The 23,030-nt window shown below is 46.3% G+C and carries 19 protein-coding genes and 1 tRNA gene; 8 read left to right on the top strand and 12 right to left on the bottom strand.

Annotation, left to right across the window (positions count from 1 at the left end; translation table 11 throughout):
- Positions 1 to 12: 12 nt before the first annotated feature.
- The 3 genes from AABA75_RS01970 (at position 13) to AABA75_RS01980 (ending at position 3,523) form a co-directional block, all read left to right on the top strand.
- A complete protein-coding gene (locus tag AABA75_RS01970; protein ID WP_338290736.1) occupies positions 13 to 2,121 on the top strand; it encodes a peptidase domain-containing ABC transporter in 2,109 nt (702 codons plus the stop codon).
- The gene (locus tag AABA75_RS01975) at positions 2,118 to 2,843 is read left to right on the top strand and encodes a nucleotidyltransferase domain-containing protein (protein ID WP_338290737.1); all 726 of its coding nucleotides are present in this window, start codon (positions 2,118 to 2,120) and stop codon (positions 2,841 to 2,843) included. Before AABA75_RS01970 ends, AABA75_RS01975 begins: the two co-directional genes overlap by 4 nt.
- 89 nt (positions 2,844 to 2,932) lie before the next feature.
- Positions 2,933 to 3,523, top strand: a complete 591-nt coding sequence (locus tag AABA75_RS01980) for a class I SAM-dependent methyltransferase (RefSeq protein ID WP_338290738.1) — start codon at positions 2,933 to 2,935, stop codon at positions 3,521 to 3,523.
- Between the two features lie 43 nt (positions 3,524 to 3,566).
- Here the strand turns inward: AABA75_RS01980 and AABA75_RS01985 are convergent, their stop codons facing one another.
- The 3 genes from AABA75_RS01985 to rlmF all read right to left on the bottom strand — a co-directional run bounded on the left by AABA75_RS01985 (position 3,567) and on the right by rlmF (position 7,303).
- Positions 3,567 to 5,639, bottom strand: coding sequence for a TonB-dependent receptor plug domain-containing protein (locus AABA75_RS01985; RefSeq protein ID WP_338290739.1), 2,073 nt, complete (start codon positions 5,637 to 5,639; stop codon positions 3,567 to 3,569).
- 116 nt (positions 5,640 to 5,755) lie between these two features.
- Positions 5,756 to 6,022 (bottom strand): hypothetical protein, encoded by a 267-nt coding sequence (locus tag AABA75_RS01990; RefSeq protein WP_338290741.1) that lies wholly within the window; start codon positions 6,020 to 6,022, stop codon positions 5,756 to 5,758.
- A gap of 339 nt (positions 6,023 to 6,361) precedes the next feature.
- Entirely contained in the window at positions 6,362 to 7,303 is a 942-nt protein-coding gene (gene rlmF / locus AABA75_RS01995) for a 23S rRNA (adenine(1618)-N(6))-methyltransferase RlmF (RefSeq protein ID WP_338290742.1), read from the bottom strand.
- 305 nt (positions 7,304 to 7,608) lie between these two features.
- Here rlmF and AABA75_RS02000 point away from each other — a divergent pair, with 305 nt between their 5' ends.
- Positions 7,609 to 8,838, top strand: a complete 1,230-nt coding sequence (locus tag AABA75_RS02000) for an alpha/beta hydrolase-fold protein (protein WP_338290743.1) — start codon at positions 7,609 to 7,611, stop codon at positions 8,836 to 8,838.
- Between the two features lie 243 nt (positions 8,839 to 9,081).
- On the opposite strand, the gene AABA75_RS02005 is transcribed toward AABA75_RS02000, so the two are convergent.
- Both AABA75_RS02005 and AABA75_RS02010 read right to left on the bottom strand, forming a co-directional pair.
- Complete coding sequence (locus tag AABA75_RS02005) at positions 9,082 to 9,441, bottom strand: YacL family protein (RefSeq protein WP_338290744.1); 360 nt, start codon at positions 9,439 to 9,441, stop codon at positions 9,082 to 9,084.
- 750 nt (positions 9,442 to 10,191) lie between these two features.
- A tRNA-Leu gene (locus AABA75_RS02010) sits at positions 10,192 to 10,278 on the bottom strand.
- Between the two features lie 246 nt (positions 10,279 to 10,524).
- Between AABA75_RS02010 and AABA75_RS02015 the strand changes: the two genes are divergently transcribed.
- Entirely contained in the window at positions 10,525 to 11,016 is a 492-nt protein-coding gene (locus AABA75_RS02015; RefSeq protein ID WP_338290745.1) for an RDD family protein, read from the top strand.
- Positions 11,017 to 11,060: 44 nt separating this feature from the next.
- Here the strand turns inward: AABA75_RS02015 and lptG are convergent, their stop codons facing one another.
- A complete protein-coding gene (gene lptG, locus AABA75_RS02020; protein WP_338290747.1) occupies positions 11,061 to 12,122 on the bottom strand; it encodes an LPS export ABC transporter permease LptG in 1,062 nt (353 codons plus the stop codon).
- Positions 12,115 to 13,227 carry an LPS export ABC transporter permease LptF gene (lptF, locus tag AABA75_RS02025; protein ID WP_338290749.1) on the bottom strand — a complete coding sequence of 371 codons (1,113 nt, stop codon included), beginning with the start codon at positions 13,225 to 13,227 and terminating at the stop codon, positions 12,115 to 12,117. The genes lptG and lptF overlap by 8 nt, the downstream gene beginning before the upstream one ends.
- Before the next feature lie 263 nt (positions 13,228 to 13,490).
- Between lptF and pepA the strand changes: the two genes are divergently transcribed.
- From pepA to AABA75_RS02040, 3 genes are read left to right on the top strand one after another with little or no spacing between them, the layout of a single operon-like run.
- Positions 13,491 to 14,996: a leucyl aminopeptidase gene (gene pepA / locus AABA75_RS02030; protein ID WP_338290751.1), complete on the top strand. Its 1,506-nt coding sequence runs from the start codon at positions 13,491 to 13,493 to the stop codon at positions 14,994 to 14,996.
- Positions 14,997 to 15,004: 8 nt separating this feature from the next.
- Positions 15,005 to 15,469, top strand: coding sequence for a DNA polymerase III subunit chi (locus AABA75_RS02035; protein WP_338290752.1), 465 nt, complete (start codon positions 15,005 to 15,007; stop codon positions 15,467 to 15,469).
- A complete protein-coding gene (locus tag AABA75_RS02040) occupies positions 15,462 to 18,308 on the top strand; it encodes a valine--tRNA ligase (RefSeq protein ID WP_338290753.1) in 2,847 nt (948 codons plus the stop codon). Before AABA75_RS02035 ends, AABA75_RS02040 begins: the two co-directional genes overlap by 8 nt.
- 67 nt (positions 18,309 to 18,375) lie before the next feature.
- Here AABA75_RS02040 and AABA75_RS02045 read toward each other — a convergent pair whose 3' ends face one another.
- The 5 genes from AABA75_RS02045 to AABA75_RS02065 are packed head-to-tail and all read right to left on the bottom strand — an operon-like array spanning position 18,376 to position 22,979.
- Positions 18,376 to 19,062 (bottom strand): response regulator transcription factor, encoded by a 687-nt coding sequence (locus AABA75_RS02045; RefSeq protein WP_338290755.1) that lies wholly within the window; start codon positions 19,060 to 19,062, stop codon positions 18,376 to 18,378.
- A gap of 2 nt (positions 19,063 to 19,064) precedes the next feature.
- Entirely contained in the window at positions 19,065 to 20,549 is a 1,485-nt protein-coding gene (locus AABA75_RS02050; protein WP_338290757.1) for a hypothetical protein, read from the bottom strand.
- Complete coding sequence (locus AABA75_RS02055; protein WP_338290758.1) at positions 20,533 to 20,946, bottom strand: hypothetical protein; 414 nt, start codon at positions 20,944 to 20,946, stop codon at positions 20,533 to 20,535. Before AABA75_RS02055 ends, AABA75_RS02050 begins: the two co-directional genes overlap by 17 nt.
- Before the next feature lie 58 nt (positions 20,947 to 21,004).
- Positions 21,005 to 22,582 carry an ATP-binding protein gene (locus AABA75_RS02060; RefSeq protein ID WP_338290760.1) on the bottom strand — a complete coding sequence of 526 codons (1,578 nt, stop codon included), beginning with the start codon at positions 22,580 to 22,582 and terminating at the stop codon, positions 21,005 to 21,007.
- Between the two features lies 1 nt (position 22,583).
- Entirely contained in the window at positions 22,584 to 22,979 is a 396-nt protein-coding gene (locus tag AABA75_RS02065; protein WP_338290761.1) for a hypothetical protein, read from the bottom strand.
- Between the last annotated feature and the right edge of the window lie 51 nt (positions 22,980 to 23,030).

The following is a 23,030-nucleotide window of genomic DNA, read 5'->3' on the forward strand; positions in this document are numbered from 1 at the left end:
AACAACGACAAAATGAATAAGCTACCTGTTTATCTCCAGTCTGAAATAGCTGAATGCGGTCTGGTTTGTGTCGCCATGATGTTGTCTTATCACGGCAGCCATCAGAATCTGGTCAGTTTACGGCGCAGACATCAGGTTTCCTCGCAGGGCTTGACATTGGATAATCTCGTGGATATTGCCCATGTTAACGGTCTTGTGGCGCGCCCTCTGAAAGTTGAAATCGACGCCATTAAGCACATCAACTTACCCTGTGTTTTGCACTGGAATATGAATCATTTTGTGGTGCTGAAAAAAGTCACAGCGAAACATGTTGTGATACACGATCCCGGGCAGGGAGTGCGTCATATCTCCTTATCTGAGTTTGGAAAATCTTTTACCGGCGTCGCGCTAGAGCTGTTTCCCGGTGAGAGCTTTGTGAAAAAAGAAGTGAAAGAGATCTTTTCCATCAGGCAGCTTTGGCAGCAAATCACGGGGCTAAAACGCAATTTGGCAAAAGTGTTTGGGTTGTCCTTGTTTCTGCAACTTTTTACCTTGCTCGCGCCCTATTATTTGCAGGTGGGAATAGATCGTATTATACCAACCCACGACAGCAGTTTACTGATCGTCATAGCATTTGCATTTGGCCTTGTATTGGTATTTCAACAGATTGCCACGCTACTGCGATCATTTGTCATTTTTCACCTGGGATCACTATTCAGTATTCAGGTGTCGGGTAGCCTTTTTAAACATCTCTTGAGTTTGCCCTTGAGCTTTTTTGAAAAGCGCGATGTTGGCGACATCGTGACCCGTTTTGATTCCTTAAACAAAGTCAGAGACTTTCTAACATCCAGCCTGATTACGCTTATTATTGATGCTCTGATGGCGCTCACCCTGGTGATTGCCATGTTTTACTATCACGCCGGGATTACTGCACTGGTGCTGTTTTTTGTTGCGATTTACGCCGCAGTCAGGGTGATTGCCTTTAAGCGCTTTAGACAATTGAACGAACAAGAAATCAAAGACAGAGCGAGAGAACGCAGCAATTTTATTGAGAGTATTCAGGGTATTCAGACCATCATGGGCTTCGATGGGCAGAGCAGGGCATCTTCGCAATGGATGAATTTCAATTCCGAGTACGTTAACAGCAACTTAAAAGTGAAGAAAACCAGAGAATGGTATCGATTAATCAATGGCCTGAATTTTGGTGTGGAGAATATCCTGGTGGTTTACCTGTTTATTCTAAGCGTTATTGCCGGTCAGGCGACAATCGGTATGTTAGTGGCTTATTTAGCGTACAAACGTATTTTTATCAGCCGTATCAGCTCGTTGATTGACAAATTAATGGAATTTAAAATGTTGCGTCTACATCTTGAACGAGTCTCAGATATTGCACTCACGGAGCCTGTTCGGGAGCCAGCTACGCCCAAACCCCCAAAATTTAAGGGCGACATCGAACTAAAAGACGTCAGCTACCAATACGACGAGTTTTCCGACCCTGTTTTCAGCAATCTCAATCTCAGTGTTCAACGCGGTGAATATATTGCAATTACCGGTTTGTCGGGCAGTGGTAAATCTACCTTAGTGAAAATACTGTTGGGTTTGCTTGAACCGAGTAAGGGAACTCTGTCGGTGGATGGTGTCGATCTGCGCCGCTACGGCGCGAAGAATTACCGAGAGCATGTGGCGAGTGTGATGCAGGATGATCGTTTGTATGCCGGCTCTATCCTCGAAAATATTACTTTTTTCGATGCCACACCAGATGTGAAAAAGGCGATAGAGTGTGCCCAAATTGCCCATGCTCATCGCATGATTTTGAGTAAGCCAATGGGCTACAACAGCCTGCTCAGTCATCAAGGTGGAGGACTCTCAGGTGGAGAAAAGCAGCGTATTTTGTTGGCGCGAGCCTTGTACAAAAATCCGGTTATTCTCATTATGGATGAAGCGACCAGCAACCTGGATCTGCGGGTGGAACGCTCTATTGGTGAAGCAATATGTAAGTTGCAAATAACGCGTATTGTAATCGCTCACAGACCGCAAACCATTCAGAGTGCGGATCGCATATTTCGGTTAACTTCCGAGACATTATTGGATGTTACTGAAAAACATAAAATCACCCAGATAGCACCGGCCCAAAACGCATGATCCAGTTAACCAATTCAGACATTGCACTGCCAGATAGCGAGTCGGCACTGGACTCATTGCAAGAGATCGTAGAACGGCTTGCAAGCCAGACCCCGGTGCAATGTGTTATCGGCTATGGCTCTTATTTTAGCGGAACTGCCCAACCGCACAGCGATGTAGATGTGTTGCTTTTGTCTAAATCGCATGCCTATGAAAAACATCTCATTCAACGACAGCGTACTTTTGAGCTTGTTCATATTGGTATTCGCCGGTTCAGGACAATGTTGCAAAAAGGACATGTCTGTTACGTGCCTGCAATGCTTGAAGCTAAGGTGTTATACGATGCGCCAGACCTGACTACTGAGCTATTAAGCCTCGCCAGGGCTCGTTATCAGTCTGGTCCTGCAGCACAACATGATCCGGGTTTTGCAACGCGGTTAAAGTCCAGAATCAATACTCTTTATCAGGACATGCAAGACAGTCTGGAAAATGCTGCCACATTCCAGTTGCTTCACGCTCAGCTTATTAGTGGGTTTTATACTTATCTTTGTGCGATGAACAGAGCGTGGGGAAGGTCGGAGAAAAAAATGTTGCAACACATTGCGGAGATATCACCCGCATCGGAGCAACTGATCATGGCGAGTCTTAGCAAAAGTGCAACAGACGAAAAACTTGCTCATGTAAGCAGGTTGCTCAAAGAGCATGAGGTTTTGATGGGCAACGAGGTTATTAATTATGCCTAGTTGCGCCTTAATGCCAACATTTACCATGGCGCAAATTCTAACAAGCAACAGTGTTAGCGCACTGGCTTATATCGGATGAGGCCATAAGTATGAAGGCGATGACGAATGACTATTACCAAAAGCGCATTCAAAAAGGCCACAGCAAAATAGTGGAAGCTGCTATTGTGCACAACCATTCGCAGTATTCTGTGGCGATTGATTGTGGCTGCGGTGTCGGCAATGATGCTCGTTACTTGCAGGAAAAAGGCTATGAAGTCCACGCCTTTGACAAAGACGAACGCGCCATTGCACTTTGTCGCGAAAACGCTCCCGTAACGGATAAACTACATTGGTATCAGGCCAGTTTTGAGGACTTTGCCTACCCGAAAGCAGGGCTTGTCATTGCTAATTCAGCCTTGTTTTTTTGTAGGGAATCGCATTTTTATAGCGTATGGCATCGCATAGAGGATGCGCTTGAGCCGGGGGGTGTGTTTTGTGGTGACTTTCTCGGTGTTGACGACGATAGCAATCATGCTAAAAACAAAACCTCTACTAAATTTTTCACCAAGGCTCAACTGCAGCAATTATTTACTGGGTTTGACGTGATAGGGATAAAAGAGCGCAACGGCCTCTATCCCACTATGACAGGACGTGAAAAACACTGGCATGCGTTTTCTGTTATCGCTCGCAAGCCATTCTGACTATGAAGGTGGGATATGGGCACAGTGCGTGCCCATTTTTTGGTTAGAAAGAAGCCTGTAGTCCGATATGAACATTTCTACCTTCGGCAAATAACCTTTCGCCTGCTGGCTGCTCTATCCCCTGGATTCTATTCACTCCGCCAAGATGAGGTTGCCAGGCTTTATCAAATAGATTGGAAATCGTCCCGGTCAGTGTAAGGAACTCATTAAACTGATAAGAGAGATTGCCATTGACGATACCATAGCCCGCACTGGGTGTTTCATTCTGTAAGCTGGAGGTACGGGTTTGGCTGGCGGCTAATTCGGATTCCAATGTTGCGCTCCAGGCGCCACTTTGCCAGTTTAATCTGGTTACCAGTGTCGCGGGTGATATGCGATAAAGTGGCTCATCAATATCATCTCGCTCTCCTCGCACAATCGATGCCGCCATATCGAGCGTTATTGTTGGGGAGATGCTCATATTTAGCTCCAGGTCGGCACCATACAGGGTGGCATCGGTGTTTTGCCACTGCAGCGGGCTGTCGCCACTCATCATCATTGATACCATGTTGGCTGTTTGGTTAGTGGAAGGCTCGCCAACAATGTAGTCGTCGATACGCTGATAGAATATTCTCGGCATGATACTTAAACGACTGGTGCGGTAGTTAAGGCCCAAATCAATTTGATGTGCTGTCTCTTCTATAAGCTCCTGGTTACCTAAATAATTCCTGCCATCGGCTAAACCCGCCGAGATCCCCAAAGGTAACCAAACATAAAGCTCTGTATAGGCTGGAGCGCGATTTTTTTGTGCCAATGCCAGTTGCCAGCTTAAACGTTTGTTGATGTCGTCACTTAAATGCAGGCTTGCATCGACAAAACTAAAGTCCAGATTGCGTTGTGCGCTGTTAAAGTCGTCTACTAAGATACCAATATTGGGATTCATCATGGCCATCGTATTGGCAACGTCACTGGCGTCACTTTTTACCTGAGTGTAACGGGCGCCAATTAACCATTCGAAATCCAACAGTTCGCTGTCCCACTGACCATATACGCTGCTTAACTGCTGCTCAACATTATTGAAGTTATTGATGGTGAGATTTTCCATCTGCGGGTTGCTAATAACGGAGTTGTGTTTAGTTGTGTGCCAATTCAGGCCGCTTTCCAGGTTGCCATTAAGCAGTTTGTCTTTCCATACTAAAGAATAGCCCCTGGCAAGACTATCCACGGTATTGAGTCTGGCCATTTGAGGCATAGTGGAGGGACGAAAATCAACGTTGTTCATACCATGTTGGTTGCTATTGCCATGAAACTTTAGCGTCAGAGAACGGTGCGCGTTAGTCTGCCAATGATAAGACAGCCGATAGATGGCAGCATCTATGTATTGGATATCCATCGCCAAAGCGGCTGTACCCGTGTGGTCGGTATCAGCCTTATGGTAATAACCCTGCAATTGGTGGTCGCCATGTCGAAAGCCTGCGGCAATGCCTGCCATTTGTCGATCGTAAAAACTGTTGGGCACCAGGTTTCCATTACCATCTTCTATGTCATCCCGTTGCTGGCTCAGCGCAAAAGTTTGCAGATACAGGTTTTCACTGTAATAACCCAACACACCACTATGGTTTCTGGCGTCCCCTAACTGTCCGTGTTGCAAAGTCAATTGACCTTGCCAGTTACTTTGTTCAGAGAATAGGGCATCGGCATTTTGTTGGATTTCTATGGCACCACCGAGTGATTGCGCGGCAACAGACACAGGCGCGATTCCGCGATGCAAGTTCAATTCGCTGCCAGGCAAGGCAAAGACATTGGATAAGGGCGGGTCCATGGCATTGGGTCCGGCACCTGTCACAGGTCCGCCTTCGACACTGACATGAACTCGATTGCCAAACAAACCTCGGTATTGGGCGATAGCGGACAAGGGACCATTGCCATTGCCGCTTAAACCGGCAAGGCGTTTTAGTGCATCACGTAAATCCGGGGAGTGGGTGTCACCCGGAACCAGCTCTACCGAGCTTATGGTGTTATTGGTTTGACCCAGAACTTTGACGTGCTCAAGGTGTTCTTCTGATGCTTGTAAAAAAGGGCTGAAAAGTATTGCAGAGGCTAGGCTTGTAGCCATCAATGAGGTACGCAATTTCATTTATTTAATTCCTTTACCTGCCCTTCAAGGGCATAAAAATCTGATGAATTCCCGCAGCAATAAGCCGGAAACGTCCTATGCTTCAGCATGCGAGAAGATTGAATTTTTTAGGGTGATTAAATAAGTGAAGGAGGAGCGCGGGATAGTGGACTTTGATAGGCAAATAGCGTGTAAGGGCGCTGATTCAGGCGAGCAATAAGAGCGCGAAACACCTGAAAGTTTACCAATACCGCCGTTTCCGATAGTTTGGTAAAAGGTTGAATATCGGCATATTCCCCAACAGGACATAAGTGCTCAAAGGAGGCGTTTTGGTACTCTTCCGGTGCATCCACAAAAACAAAAGCACCGGCCTGCTCCGTCAGGCTATAGGATATCCATTTCATTTGTGTACCGGTACATATCAGCTCAATATCCCCCTGAATCCTATCCTGAAATGCGGCGAGTTGATCTTGCTGAACAAACGCAGTAAGACTACTTTGCAGCAGTAGCGATAAGACTAAAAAAAAGTGGAGGAATCGAGTCAACTTAACCAGCACTAGAGAAGTTCGAGACCCTAAGTGTACCTCTATGCAAAAACAAAACAATGAAAAATAAAGACATTTTGTTGCTTGAACTAGTCAATGAATGCGATGTGGGTAGCTATCTACAGATTGGTTTAGTTGGCTTGTAAAGCAGGTGGGTTAGTAAAAGGGACGATTCGTTTTAAACCGCCCAAGCCTCTTTTATTTCAAGCCTTTTAGATGCCATCTGGTAAATTCCTCTGGCGTTAAAAAACTCCAGGCGATAAAGCGGCTTATCTTTTGCCCTTGCGACATTTTTACCACTTTAATTTGTTTGGCGTTGGCCTTTTTCAGAGCGAGTTTAATGGGACTGACATTGTCTTTTTTAGACACCAGTGACGTAAACCAAGCCACTTGCTGCTGATAGTGGCGGCTTTCTCGCACCATATTGCGAATAAAGGCAAGCTCCCCGCCTTTACACCAAAGTTCATTGGCGCGACCTGCAAAGTTTAGTGTTGGAGGAACATTCTTTTGTTGAGCTTTTCCTAAGTTTTGCCACTTTCTGTTCGTACCTTTAGCCGCTTGTTCTGGCGAGTCATGAAAAGGCGGGTTACACATGGTTAAATGGAACTTGTCATGTGCTTTGATCATTCCATGGAATATTTGATGGGACTGCTTTTGATGGCGCACTTCGATGGCCTTTGGTAAGCCGTGGTTAGCATTAACGATCTGTTTTGCAATTTTGATAGATTGGAAATCGATATCCGTTGCCACAAAACGCCAGCCATAACTCTTATAACCAAGCAGTGGATATATGCAGCTGGCACCTGTTCCGATATCTAAAACTTTTGCTTTGTTGTGGCCAGACTCGCTTTGAAAAGTTGAATGAAGCAAGTCCGCTAAGTAATGAACATAATCCACTCTTCCCGGAATCGCAGGACACAAAGAGCTTTCAGGTATATCCCAGTGCTCAATACCGTAATCATCTTTGAGCAACGCTTTATTGAGCAGCCTAACTGCTGCCGGGTTAGCAAAATCAACAGTTTGCTTGCCGTGTTTATTCACTATAAAGCGGGCTAATTCAGGAACCGCCTTGCAAAGTCGATCAAAGTTGTAATCTTGATTGTGTTTATTTTTGGGATGGAGTTTTGCTTTTGAGTTCACACAGCTTGAGTCTATTTTCAATGTGTTTGCAGTTTATCAAAGGTACTCATATTAATTCCAATAACAAGCGGTGCTTTTACCTCAAACTCGCTTCTTCTGATTGCAGGTGAAGCCTGGCTCTGAATGCACACTTGCAGGCATCTGAATTATTCTGGAAAGATTTTGAACTGCTTTCGCAGGCCCGAAAAGGAAAAATAAAGGATGTATTTCAATTTTGATTTGGTTAATATTTTACACTGTCTTGGCGCGGATAATTCTGTGGACGTGATAATTCTAACCCTATTTTCAGACCAGGAGAGCATACATTGAAAAGCATTGTAGCAAGGATTCTTTTCTTCATTGTATTTACAGGTGCAAACACAGGATACGCTGATGAAACCCATGACGTTTATCAAAAGACGGGAGCAATTGGTTATCCGACAATTCAAAAATTTAACATAGACGCTGAATCCCTTAAGCAAAAGAGGGAAGTGCTGGTGTCTCTTCCTTCGGCATATATAGAATCTGGCCCCCGTTTAAAATATCCGGTAGTTTTTGTATTGGATGCAGAATTGATGTTTTATCCCATTGCAGGTCAAATATATTTTCAGGGTATGAATAGTCAGATGCCCGAAGCCATCGTGGTAGGCATTCCAAATTTACCTGGGGAAAGGCGAGCTATAACTCCAACGCCTTTGAATCGCAATGGCGAACCTTTGTGGTTTGGCGGAAAGCAGGAGCAATACCTGCAGTTTATTGAAAATGACATTATTCCCTTCATTGAAGAAAGGTTTCACGCAGCTGACTACAAAGTACTGGTAGGATTGTCGCCAACTGGCCAATTTGCATTGCACAGTGTCTGGAGTAGACCCGGTTTGTTTGACGCGCACGTGGCGATAAACACAGCAGATTTCAACGCGGTTGGATACGAAAAAAGTAGTGTGTTTGAGAAAATCGCCGCCACCATAGCAAGTCATAAGCAACTCTCCGGGCACCTCTATATCTCAATGCCAAAATCAGGAGGGGGACAAAATCCACGGATCTTGCAGGGGTACGAAAAGTTTGCATCGGCACTAAGATCTCTCAACAGCCCCAATTTCAAGTATAAACAAGAGTTAACAGAAAATGATGGTTATGCGGCGGTGTTACCCGCTGTTAACTCGGCACTGCGCTCTATATTTCCTCCAGAACAGTGGGACCCTAACTATCGAGACTTTATGAGTGAAGAGCCCGGTCAAACTATCCAAAATATAAAAAATTACTACCGGGATCTTAGCGAAAAGGTTGGATTCGAAGCTGTCCCAAAAGGGGAGCGCTATTACAATCGCAACAGATTAAAGAGAATTGGCTATGTACTCCTTCAGCAGGAAAGAACAGCGGAAGCCATCGAGATATTTGAATATTGGCGCTCCCTCTATCCAAATTCAGCTAACGCATACGACAGTTTAGCAGATGCCTGGGCACAATCAGGGAATACTCAAAAAGAAGCTCAATTAAGAAAAAGAGCAAAAGAACTGGCGCAGCAAAACGGGGATTTCAGACACGCCATATTTTGAATGCGCTATTTATTTTAAGTGCATTAATAAAGAAGGCACTTTCAGCGAGTTGTTTGCCTGATTCAGGTGATTGAGAAATACATCCGGCACGCATTAGCGGGCTAGTTTGGATGCAGCATTGCAAAGCCTGTTGAAGTTATATTTTTGTTTATGCATATTTCTGTCTGGGAAATTTTGCTCTTCACAGCAGTTCGAATCTATATCAGTCAGATCAACACTGTAGTTTATCTAACAACGAGCAAGTTAAAGCGCGCTTTGCGTAAAGTCTTTCCAGGATAACAGAACAGATTCAAAATCTTGTAATCCACAACCTGCGATGACGTTGCTGCACCATTCTGCGCCTTCTGGTGCTTCGTCTTCTGAATAGGCGTGAGAACGTACTTCCACTTCTTCAGAGGACAACAGCAGATCATAATTTTTGCCGGTTAACTTGAATTCTTGTATCTGCTTGTCATGCAGTCTTTGTATGGTATTTATTAGATTGGTAATCTTGGTTTGATCGTCACGCAACTCATCTGAAAACCAATATCCGAACGCTTCACCACCCATTTCAAACGTTGCGCTAGGGTATTTGGAGAAACGCATTGTAAATTGATATTCCACTTATTTTTGGCCTCTTCATCGGGTGTGCTATCGCTTAACCACTATTGCTCAAATTTCGGCGAGCGATTATACCAAACTAAGTTGAGTATATATGCTGATTTCTGTGTATTGGAGATCAAAGGGGTCAGGTTCGCTGAAAAATAAAACGCAAGTTTCAGGCACAAAAAAAATCGACTTACTTCGGTTTAGTCTCTATTCAAAAGAGATGGTACCAGAGGGTGAAAGAGGCTGTTTTAGCCGCGAAGCGGCGCGCCGACTAAACGACTGCACATGGGTGAGGCGAGTTTCTTTAGGTGCAACGCACCGCCTCGCTGAACGGCCTGCCAAGGATGGCAGGACTGGGTGACGATCATCAGGGATGTGTTTAAGATGAGCGTAATAGGGAGCGGTATTTGCTTGCACGTTATTCCTAAGCTGGGTGAGTTACTGGGATGGTTCAGACAGCCGTAAACACTAATCTCAATTCGGAGAACTTGATGTAATTTGACCGGGGACCGGTTCTTTAGTCCGGCGGCTTACAAATTAACAAGCCCTAGATACAACACTATTTTGCCTGGAACAAAATAGGACAGCTTTAGCTGGCTTGCGGAGCAAGTGGCCGGTTAAATGTTCCCGACATAACCGGCATTCCTTACATCAATGTAAATCAGTATCAGGGACGATACGAGCAAAACCCGCAGCAATTCTCTATTTTAATTTTAAGACACAAAAAAACCGACTTGCGTCGGTTTATTATCTCTTAGTAAGAGATGGTACCAGAGGCCGGACTTGAACCGGCACAGTATTGCTACCGGCGGATTTTGAATCCGCTGCGTCTACCAATTTCGCCACTCTGGCACTGAGTTGTGTTCCTGAAGTTCTTCAGGAGGCGAGAATTATATTCAGTGTATTGTGACTTGCAAGTGTTTTATGACACTTTCGATACATTCTGCTGAAAGATTGCGCAATCCTTGTGGTTTATTAGACATTACGGACAGAGTTTCCCTTTGCTAAGGCTCAAACCCTGGCTTTTTTCGCCAGTTATCGCTGTATCACTAAAGCTTTACTGCTAGAATCCGCATCGATTGGATTGGAGTAGGCTCAATGCAAAACAGTTTTCCTCGCGCTGGTTTTTTACGTCGTCTTGCAGCTATGGTGTACGATCTGCTGGTGGCCGTTGCCGTGGGTATGGTGGCAGCGATGGTGATGACCGTAACCCTCATTTTGTTATTCGAAAATGGTGTACTGGATAAACAAGGAATGGAACACGTTAGTGACATCATTCAAAACTCTGTGTTTTATCGCTCCCTGGTTCAAGTTTGGGTACTGTCTTGGGTGGTAGGCTTTTTTGTCTGGTTTTGGCGTAATGGTGGCCAAACTATTGGTATGCGTGCCTGGCGCATGCGCCTTTACAGCACCAACGATAAACCTATGGGCTATGGTCGCGCATTTCTGCGTATGCTTTGCTCTATCGGCGGCTTGGGTACCTTGTTAGTGTTGCTGGATTTCAAAAACAAACAATCGCTGCAAGATAGACTGGCCAGCACCGAGATACGGGTGTTATCCAAAGAAGCTAATGATCATAAAAACTGGTAAATGCATTCTGGCAACCTTTTGCTTGTCAGAGAACCGGTTGCTATTTATTGTCGCTTGAGTAACTGCATCGCCACAAAGGCAAATACCACACTGGGCAACAGGGCGCCTAAAAACGGTGGCACTTGATACACCAGACTCAACGGTCCGAACACTTCATTACTGATAAAGAAGCCGAACCCGGTGAGAACACCCATGATAATCCGGGCCCCCATAGTAACACTTCGCAGCGGGCCGAAGACGAACGACAACGCCATCAAGAGCATGACTCCCACGGAAATCGGCTGCAGTAGCTTGCGCCAATATGCCAAAGTATACCTTGACGAGTCTTGACCATTGTTATTCAGGTATTGGATATAATCATTTAAACCAGAGATAGACAGGGCTTCGGGTTTAACGGTTACTACGCCGAGTTTGTCCGGGGTGAGTGTCGATACCCATTGTGACTCGTATTTTGACGTGGTGGTAACACGACCGTTTATTTTCGTAAACCTTACTCGTTCCAGGCGCCAGGCATCGTTATCAAAGTGGGCTTCTTTGGCTACTGTGATCTGAGTTAGCCTGCGCTGCTCATCAAATTCGTAAACGGTGATATCTCGCAACGTATCTTTATCAATAACTTCGCCAATACTCACGAACTTGTCGCCATCTTTAGCCCATGTGAGGCGATCTGTGGCAAACAGGCTACCACCGGAAATAGCCTGAGCGCGGATCTCTTTGGCCTTAGCTTCGGTGGTGGGGGCTACCCATTCACCCAATGCCATGACGAACAACACCATCACCAGTGCAGATTTCATGGCCGACATAATGATATTCCAGCGACTCAAGCCAGATGCCTGCATCACCGTAAGCTCGCTGCTACTGGCTAGCATGCCCATACCGGTTAAACCGCCAATCAAGGTCGCCATCGGGAAGAATTGCTCGATTTCGCGGGGCATGGATAAAAACACATAGATAGCTGCAACGGTCAGGTCGTAGTTACCTGTACCGACTTTTTTAAGCTGTTCGATAAAGCTGATTAATGAACTAAGCCCCACCAGAACTGACAGGCTCAGAAAGGTAGTACCCAATAATGTGCGTGCCAGATACCAATCTACGATTTTAAACACGGCGCAGCCCCCTGAATTTAGCCCGCACTTTCACGCCCAAGGTTCGCCCCTTGAGGATCAGCACCATGCCCACTAATAGCATCACGATGTGTACCCACCAAAGGCCAAGTTGAGGGGGGATTTTGCCATCTTCCAGTACTTCACGGCCCATCATGAGCAGCAGGAAGTAACCTAAATACAACAAGATGGCCGGAAATAGACGACCAAAGCGCCCTTGGCGTGGATCGACTGAACTAAGTGGCACGGCGATAATTACTAAAAAGGGAATGGATAAGGGAATGGCAATGCGCCACTGAAATTCAGCAATGGCATCAAGGCTGTTTTCTTGCATCAGGGTTTCGGTGGAATAGGCACTCAACTTGCGGCGCTTCTGTTCCGCTTGCTCCTCTCCTAATGCGATTTGTACCTGGTATTCATCAAATTCCACCACGCGATAATCTCGCATGCCTAGTTTGCCTTCGTACTGATTACCAGAAGTGAGTATTAACTTTTGCGAGCCATCAGGGCTTTCGGAAATATAGCCGCCTTCGGAATGCACGATATGTACAGCCTCGCTGGCTTTTTCCGGATCGTGCTGGGCTACGAAGACGTTTTTAAGCTGATTATCGCCGTCAATTTCCTGCACAAACAATACCGCTTTTTTGTTGGCAGTTTCTTCAAACCGACCGGGTAGCAGAGCAGACAAGCCGGATTCGGCGGTGAGTTGTTCTTCTAATTGGTATTCAATTTCGGTGGCAAGTGGCGCTAACCAGAGGGTCAAGGAGGCACTCACTAGAGACATGAATAGCGCCAGAACCAACATCACACGCGCCACGTACCATTCACTGATGCCACAAGCCCGCATAACCGACATTTCACTGTCGACATGCAAACGGCCATGGGCCAGCATAATGCCCAAAAATACGCTTAAGGGCAGGATCAGAGCTGCTAATACAGGCGTCTTCAGTGCCAGGAAATTAAGCACCAGCCCGGCAGGGATATCGCCATTGGACGCTTCTGCCAGAACACGAACAAATTTTTGAGTAACAAAAATCGCCATTAAAACCAGAAAAACGGCGAGTTGGGATTTGAAGGTTTCCTTCAACAGATATCTGAATATGAGCACGATTTATCCGGTCGAAAAGATGTATTTTTACTGGCAAGCACAGGAATTTTAAGTAAACTAAGTATTTTTATAAGTTTAAAAAATAAAAACTGCACCCTACCTGAATAAAAAAGCCAACATTATCATTATGAACGTTGAATGAGGGGCTTGTAAACCTGCCTTTTTCGACAACGAAAGACTTTTTTTGTTCGGTTGCACGTAGCACAAAGGTAAAATTTGCTGATTTTTACCAATTAGGCTACTGAAATGAGAGAGGAACAACGATGGAATTTCATGTAAAAAGCGGTAGTCCGGAAAAGCAGCGCAGCGCCTGTATAGTCGTGGGCGTGTTCGAGCCAAGACGTTTAACGGCGGTGGCGGAGCAATTAGATGTGATCAGCGAAGGTTACATCAGTAATTTGTTGCGTCGCGGCGATCTGGAAGGCAAACCCGGCCAAATGCTGTTATTGCATCATGTTCCAAATGTACTGAGCGAGCGCATTCTTCTTGTAGGTTGTGGCAAAGAGCGCGAACTGGATGAGCGCCAGTACAAGCAAATCATCGCCAAAACCATCTCTACCTTGAACGAAACTGGCTCAATGGAGGCTGTTTGTTTCTTAACGGAATTGCACGTAAAAGGGCGTGATACCTACTGGAAAGTGCGTCAGGCAGTAGAGAGCACTAACGATGCTTTGTATCGCTTTACCCAAATGAAGTCCCGCAAGGATGAAGCCCGTCGCCCATTGCGCAAAATCGTTTTTAACGTACCTACCCGCCGTGAACTAACGGTTGGTGAGCGTGCGGTAGAGCATGGCCTCGCCATCTCTAAAGGTATGGCCACCTGTAAAGATGTAGCCAACATGCCGCCCAACATCTGTAATCCTGTTTACCTGTACGAGCAAGCATTGGAGCTGGAAAAGCAATACGAGAACGTCACGGTGGAGCGTATTGGTGAGCAGGAAATGGCCAACCTGGGCATGAATTCCTATCTTGCCGTTGGACGTGGCTCTCATAACGAGTCAGTCATGACGGTCATGCACTACCGCGGTGGTGCCGCCAGTCACGATCCTGTTGTTTTAGTTGGTAAAGGCTTGACCTTTGATTCCGGTGGTATTTCATTGAAACCAGGCGAAGGCATGGATGAGATGAAATACGATATGGGCGGTGCTGCCGGTGTTTTGGGTGCCATGCATGCCATTCTTGAGTTGCAACTTCCCATCAATGTGATTGCGGTAATCGCAGGCTGTGAGAACATGCCAGACGCTAACGCCTATCGTCCGGGTGATATCCTGACTACCATGTCGGGTCAAACGGTTGAAGTATTGAATACTGATGCGGAAGGCCGTTTAGTATTGTGTGATGCGTTGACTTACGTGGAGCGCTTCGATCCTGATACCGTCATTGACGTTGCTACCTTAACGGGCGCTTGTGTTATTGCCTTAGGTAAGCATGCCACAGGCTTAATGAGTAGCCACAATCCGCTGGCCCATGAGATCATCAACGCTTCTGAGCAAAGTGGCGACAGAGCCTGGCGTTTGCCGTTGTGGGACGATTATCAAGAGCAAATCGAAAGTCCTTTCGCAGACATGGCCAATGTGGGTGGTCGTCCGGCCGGTACCATTACAGCGGCGTGTTTCTTGTCGCGTTTCACTAAAAAGTACCACTGGGCTCACCTTGATGTGGCGGGTACTGCCTGGAATAGCGGTAAGAACAAAGGCTCAACCGGACGCCCCGTGCCACTACTGACGCAATTTGTAATGAATCGCGCCGGTATTGAGATGGAAGATTAATTGCGGCTATGCCGAACGTTACTTTTTTTCTGTTAGCACAACGAAACGATGCCACCGCTGAATCCACTCAGGAAGCTTTTGCCTGTGAGGTGGCAACCCATTATTATCGTCAAAAACAACGTGTGCTGATCCTCTGTGCCAGTCAAAAACAGGCTGAGCGCATGGATGAGTTACTGTGGCAATTACCCGTGGATGCCTTCGTACCCCATAACTTGCCGGGAGAGGGCCCTGAATCGGGCACACCTGTAGAGATCAACTGGCAAAAGCCAGATCGTCTGAACCGTCAGGTGTGCATTAATTTGCAACAGGATATGCCGGCCTTTGCCGCGCAAATTCGCACACTGATTGACTTCGTGCCCGCCGACGACAACGGCAAACAACAAGCACGAGAACGTTATAAACACTACCGCGCGGCTGGCTTTAGCCTTGACACCCGGCCCGCTGAAAATCTGAATGAGACCCCGAATGGATAAGACTTTCAACCCACAAAATATTGAAACCCAGCTGTATCAGGAATGGGAAGAAAAAGGCTACTTCAAGCCCTCTGGTAAGGGCGAGGCCTATTCCATCATGATCCCGCCGCCAAATGTAACTGGCAGCCTGCACATGGGGCATGCCTTCCAGGATACCATCATGGATACGCTTATTCGCTACAAGCGCATGGATGGCAACAACACATTATGGCAGGTGGGGACTGACCACGCGGGTATCGCCACGCAAATGGTGGTAGAGCGCAAACTTGCCAATGAAGAAGGCAAAACCCGTCATGAGCTAGGCCGTGAAAGCTTTATCGATCGTATCTGGGACTGGAAAGCCGAATCGGGTGGCACTATTACCAAGCAGTTGCGCCGTTTAGGTGCCTCTGTCGATTGGGACAGAGAACGCTTTACCATGGACGATGGCTTGTCCGAGGCGGTGAAAGAAGTCTTCGTGCGTTTGTATCAGGACGACTTGATTTACCGCGGTAAGCGCCTGGTAAACTGGGATCCGAAATTACACACCGCCATTTCCGATCTGGAAGTGGAAAACAAAGACAAAAAAGGCAATATGTGGCATCTGCGTTATCCATTGGCGGATGGCGTTACAACAAAAGATGGTAAAAACTACCTGGTGGTGGCCACAACGCGTCCGGAAACCATGCTGGGTGATACCGGCGTGGCGGTTAATCCGGAAGATGAGCGCTACAAAGACCTCATCGGCAAAGAGATTATCTTGCCTTTGGTAAATCGTCGCATTCCCATCGTGGGCGATGAGCACGCCGACATGGAAAAGGGTACGGGTTGTGTGAAGATCACCCCGGCGCACGATTTTAATGATAACGAAGTGGGTAAACGCCATCAGTTGCCCATGATCAACATCTTCTCTATCGATGCCGCTATTTTACCCGCAGGGGAAAGCTATACCTTTGATGGTAAAGAGCTGACCCTGGATGCACCTATTCCTGAATCTTTGCACAATATGGATAGATTCGAAGCGCGCAAAGCCATTGTAGCCAGCTTTGAAGAAGCAGGCTTACTGGAAGGTATCGAAGACAACGCCATGACAGTGCCTTACGGCGACCGCTCTGGCGTCGTTATTGAACCACTATTAACCGATCAGTGGTATGTACGTGTTGCACCTTTGGCTGAGCCGGCTAAAAAAGCCGTTGAAGATGGTGAAATTCAGTTTGTACCCAAGCAATACGAAAACATGTACTTCTCCTGGATGAACGACATTCAGGATTGGTGTATTTCTCGTCAGTTGTGGTGGGGACATCGTATCCCGGCCTGGTATGACGCTGAAGGGAATGTCTATGTAGGCCGAGACGAAGCCGAAGTACGCAATGAACATAAGCTGGCTGATGACATCGCATTGTCGCAAGACGAAGACGTACTGGATACCTGGTTCTCTTCAGCACTTTGGACCTTCTCTACGCTGGGTTGGCCAGAAAACACTGAAGACATGCAGGTTTTCCATCCCAGCAATACCCTGGTGACTGGCTTTGATATCATCTTCTTCTGGGTGGCGCGCATGATCATGATGACCATGCACTTCATCAAAGATGAGAATGGCAAATCTCAGGTGCCCTTTAAAACCGTGTATGTTACCGGCCTTATCCGCGATGAACATGGCGATAAGATGTCGAAATCCAAGGGTAACGTGTTAGATCCTATCGATATGATTGACGGTATTGACCTCGAATCCTTGGTAGAGAAACGCACGGGTAATTTGATGCAGCCACAACTGGCGCAGAAGATTGAAAAGAATACCCGCAAAACCTTCCCCGGTGGTATCGAAGCCCACGGTACTGATGCACTGCGTTTTACCCTGGCCGCGATGGCGTCCACCGGGCGTGATATCAACTGGGATATGAACCGCCTGGAAGGTTATCGCAACTTCTGCAACAAATTGTGGAACGCCAGCCGTTATGTGTTGATGAATACCGAAGAGCACGATTGTGGTGCTAACGGTGGCGAACTGGAGTTTTCTCTGGCAGACCGCTGGATTCAGGGGCAACTGCACAAAACTATCAAGCAATGTCGTCAGCACCTGGATGCTTATCGCTTTGATCTGGCTGCCAATACTCTGTACGAATTCACCTGGAACCAGTTCTGTGATTGGTATCTGGAGTTGACCAAGCCAGTATTGTTCAAAGGCAATGAAGCGCAGCAGCGCGCCACGCGTAAGACCCTGGTTAGCACGCTGGAAGCCTTGTTGCGTATGATGCATCCGTTAATGCCTTACATCACTGAAACCATCTGGCGCAATGTGGCTCCGCTAGCCAACATTGAAGGCGACAGTATTATGCTGCAAGCCTATCCTGCTTATGACGAGAACCTGGTAAATCAACAAGCCATCGATGATCTGGAGTGGGTGAAACAGTTTGTAGTGGGTGTGCGTAATATCCGTGGCGAAATGGATATCTCACCCAGTAAACCTTTATCGGTACTGGTTAAAAACGCCAGCGGCGAACACCAGCGCCGTATGGATGACAATATGACCTTCCTGCAAGCCATGGCAAAGCTGGAAGAGATCACGGTGTTAGCCGAAGGTGAGAAAGGTCCGGCGTCATCCACTGCATTAGTAGGGGATATGGAAATTCTGGTGCCTATGGCGGGGCTTATCGATAAAGATGCCGAGCTGGCGCGTATCGCGAAAGCCCTGGATAAAGCAGAAAAAGATTTTGCTCGCACTGAAGGCAAACTAGGCAACGAGAAGTTTGTTAACAATGCGCCAGAAGCGGTAATCAACAAAGAGCGCGAGAAACTGGAAGAGTTCCGTGTGGCAATGGAAAAGCTGAAAGAGCAAAAAGCCACGATTGAATCTTTGTAACAGCTTTAATCTGATAGATAAAAAAGGCAACACTGGCTTCCTGTGTTGCCTTTTTTTATTGGTATAACTAACCGGTAAACAGGTAGCCTCTGGACCGAATGGTTTTAATCAAATTCGCGGCATTCGGTGCCGATTCAATTTTGGCTCTGAGTGTGGAGATCAGGATATCTGCCTGGCGGTTCTGACCATCGTATTCCACGCCTCGAAGGTGTTGAAAAATGGCTTCACGGCTAATCACTTGCCCTTTGTTCTGCACTAGCATTAACAGCAGATCATATTCATGGGTAGACAGCTCAATGGGCTGGCCATTTTTATTTAACTCGCGCTTATGAGGGCAGAGTGTAAAGTCGGCAAAGCTAAACTCTTCTTGCTGAGAAGCGACAGGACTATTATCCCGTCTTAATACCGCTCTGACTTTCGCTAATAACAACCTGGGCTCTACAGGTTTGGATACATAGTCGTCAGCGCCAATTTCCAGACCTAACACCTGGTCAATGGTGTCTGTTCGGGCAGTAAGCATAACGATCTTAGCGCTGATCTTGTCGCGAATTTGTTTGCAAATTTGAATGCCGTCCAGTTCCGGTAGCATGATGTCCAAAAGGATAATATCGGGCGGGTTAGCAAGTGCTAGCTCAACCGCTCGGACGCCATTTTCTTCGATGGTGCAGTCAAACTCAAACTGTTCGAAGAAGTCTCGCGTTAGTTCTGCCAGAGGTTGATCATCTTCTACAATGAGCATCCGGTATTGACTCATAATTAAAACCTCAACTCTGCACCAATTTGAATAAGACTTTTGTCACTTTTTATGCCGCCATAAACATCGGAATCTCTGAAAGCGCGCTCAGTGGACAGAAACAATGAGGTGCTGTCATTCAACTGATACGTCAGTTTGCCCCGCAAACTGGTGCTGGTATCGTCTAGCGGTTCATCAATTGAATCGGAGTAATCCTGATTAAACCGCGTCGCCGATAGCAGTAAGCTCCAGTCAGGAGCGAAGTCATAAACCGAAGCAAAGGTCAGGCGCAATCCTTTGTAATCTAAATCATCGTCAGCATTGTTATCAGAATAGTCCAGCCTGGTGAGTAGCAGTAGTTTGTTGTTGTAGTACAGCTTAGACCATTTCAGTGATACTTCCCTGATGGTGCTGGAAAAGCCGTAATACCATGTTTCTATATCATCAGTGACAATAACACTGTCCTCGTATTGACGCCCCATCCAGCTCAAGCCAAGCTCCCAGCTGCCCCACGCATTGTAGTAAGTCACTTGCGGTCGCAATTCAGTGGCGCGGATTTGTACCTGGCCGTCACGCTCCAAAAGTCGATGGTGAGCAAAAACAGACCACTTCCAGGTTTCTGCCGTCTGCCATGTGATACCCGTTTCCAGGCGCATCTGGGTTTTATTGTATTGTGGGTGTTGCTGGTTGTCCGTGGTTTGCAATAACAGGCTGTTATGCCAGGTAAGGGTATAGTCATCGGCAAACTGGTATTGGTGGTTGAGTTTCAACCGCCCTTCCACAAAAGCGTTGCTGCTGTCTAACGAAGTGAATTCATATAAACCGTCGTTCTCGTATAGTAAGTTGCCTTCCAAATCATAAATAAATCCGTCCGGTGCCACATAAATCAGCTCACCCTCTTCCGTTTCCAGAAACAATCCATCCAGGAAAGGGTCATCCTCGATAAAATAATCCGCGGAACTGAACCTGACGTTGTCATCATAGCCAGCACTCAATTGTAGCTCACCGCTGAAATGGTGTTTGTTATGCTTATTCTTGGTGATAATGGCAGTGGTAATAGCAGGAGTGGGATGGGTATCTGAGGTGTTTGGTGAAGGTGGCTCAACGGCTTTTTGATTGGCGATATTTTTGTTTGCCATCAGTCTATTAATATTTTGCTTAACGGCTTCTGGCACATCTGGATGATTGAGTAATATTTCGAATTGCGCTTGTGCTTGTTGAGTTTTTTGTAGTTTTAAGTAAATCAAACCCAACTCCAGTCTTGCCCTGTGCATATCAGGGGCGTCTGCCAGCATGTATTTGAGTAGTCCTTCGGCTTGTTGTAACTCTTCTTTTTCGATATGGGCTAATGCAGCAGCAAACACAGGGTTATCTGCTGTTTGTGCCAGGATATGACTGGTTTGGCAAAGGTAAAATAGAAACAGCAGACTTAAATGCTTAAAGAATACGAAGACACGTCTCTGGATAGTGTAATTGCATAAGCCTGCAGTTTTAGAATTCAGTATCATCTTCAATCTCTTCTTTGACTTTAGCTTCCATTGCTTCCAGTTCTGCCATCATTTTTTTCAAATCTTGCATTGAGAGCGTCGTGCCGTCACTTTTGCTCTTATCCTGAGGTGTTGTAATTACGCCATTGGCGTTGTCTAACAGATTACTTTGATCCATTTGATTAATCTGCGCTTCCAATTCTCCCCGGATACCTACGCCATATTCGGGCAAAGGCGAGAGTGCCCATTCTCCCCAATCAATATTTTGATTTTGCCCTGACGCTTGCTTAGAAACGGGTGGCGCCGGGCTTTTATTCGCTGCGTTATCTGTGACCTGGTTCTCAATTTCAGAAGCGTGTGCAACCGCGTTCTTGGGTTGTGGCTCAGTTTTATTCTCGTTGCTTTGGGCAACGGCCAAATTGCTCGAGCTTGGTATGAGAACCCCCAATATGAGCAAGCCTATTAAAAGCCGCCAGCTAATCATGATTTGCTTGCTCCAGAGGAAGGCGTAGCTGGAATCTGGCACCTCCCAGCTCATTGTTACTAGCTTTTATTGAGCCGTGATGTTGCAACACAATTTGGCGAGCAATAGCCAGTCCTAGTCCGTATCCTCCTTTGGCTGAATTTCGGCTCTGATCGGCGCGGAAAAAGGGGTCAAACAAATAGGGGATAACATTTTCCTGTAAACCTTCACCATCGTCGTCTACGACTACTTCAATATCATCGTCATGCTGGATAATTTCTACTGCTATTTGGTTTTTTGCGTAGCGCTCAGCGTTGTGCAGGATGTTTTCAAATAACCGGCACAGTAAAACTTCATTGCCTGCAATGCCGGTGGCGGGTAAATCAGGCGGGATTGTTTTGATATTAAGCTTGGGATTGACTACTTTTAGTCCGTCTACTTGATTACTGATTATGTGAGCTAAGTCCAGTGGTTTGAACTTGATGTCTCGTGTTGCTTCCAGTTTTTCATAGGTGAGCAATTCATCGATGAGCAGATTCAGTTGACGGAGATCGTCATGACAGCTGCGCACCATCTTATCGTCACTGCCCACTTTTTCAGAGATGGCCTCTAAACGAAAATGCAGTTTTGCAATGGGGGTCCGCAGATCATGTGATACCGCTCTGATCATATAAGCTTTTTCTTCCAGTAGCTTTTCAATACGCTGCGCCATATTCTGGATTTTGCTGCTAAGCGCGCTGATCACTTCCTGATTTTCATCTTGCTCAGGTATTTCTGTTGCTGCCGGACTGATGGCATCAACACTGGCTTGTAAGGCCGTTAAACGTTGCCCCAATTTGCGGATTATTAGCATGACTACAACGGCCATGATCAGTAATGCGACTCCTAATACCAAGGCGGCGATGTAATTTGGGTACGGATTGAAAAAGGCAATAGGTCCCAGTACCAGAGCATCGCTGGTTTTGCCCCAAGGGGCATAAACATTAAATGCAGACCCTCGCCCCAACTCTCGAATCACCGCGACCACGGTATCACCATTTTTTAAGCGGCTTTGTTGCCGGCTATCGAGGTTTAGATCGATCTGTGGCACTCTAAATACGCTGTAGTGAAAGTGCTGGCGCATCTCATCGAATGCCGCCTGGCGCTGTTCGGCAGGAAGCCGGCCGAGTTCATTTAGCATAAAAAAGGCCGTAGCAGACAATATATGTTCTGTAATGCCATCAAACTCAATTGAAACCCGCAGGGAACTCTGTGGGGCCTGATAATGGGCGATATATTTCTCTGAAGTTTGAGCCGATGAGTTGTTGACTCGTTTCAAAGAGTATTTGTGCTGCTGTGAAAAAGTGCTTTCAGTAATGGTTAAATTGGCATCTAATAATGATGAAGCCAGGCTTATCCAGCGCACTTGATTGGCTTCTTCCTGTCTGGATATACCCTTGTGCAACAAAGAAGCGGTGCCTTCTAAGACCATTTCAAGGTGTTGCTCGTAGCGGTATTGGTTAATAGAGGACAGCACATAATAACTGCAAAGCAGTACCAGAAAGGTGCTGGCTAAAATACTGCCATAAATCCCTAAAAACAATTTCTGCAATTCAATACTCGCTTATTTTGATAGCTACCGAGTTATTAAGTTTGAACCCGGTGTCAGCAGCGACTTCTACAGGCAATGGTTTTTGTATGGAAATCAGCTTTGGCATTGCTCTGCATCGGTCTTTTTTATTGCGCTGCAAAGTAATAGTGTAGTCATCAGGGCTGCTATTGGATACCTGTAGTGTGAAGTCTTCACTTTTGGTACACCCGGTGGAAGTTACTACGAAACTGATGGCATCTTTCGTGGCTTCAAAACCATAAATAGTTTCTATTTGCTGGGCGTGAATACTTGATTCTGAAGTTGTGTTGGTTGGGCTGTCGCCCTGAGCACAACTGCTTATTAATGACAGTATTGAGAGTCCCATCACACGAGCAAATTTGTAGGTTTGAACATTCAATGCTATCTCTCCTTAAAAAGATAAACTCGACTGCCATTACAAAACGTTTGG

The organism is Planctobacterium marinum (assembly GCF_036322805.1).
In the GTDB taxonomy this organism is placed as follows: Bacteria; Pseudomonadota; Gammaproteobacteria; order Enterobacterales; family Alteromonadaceae; genus Planctobacterium; species Planctobacterium marinum_A.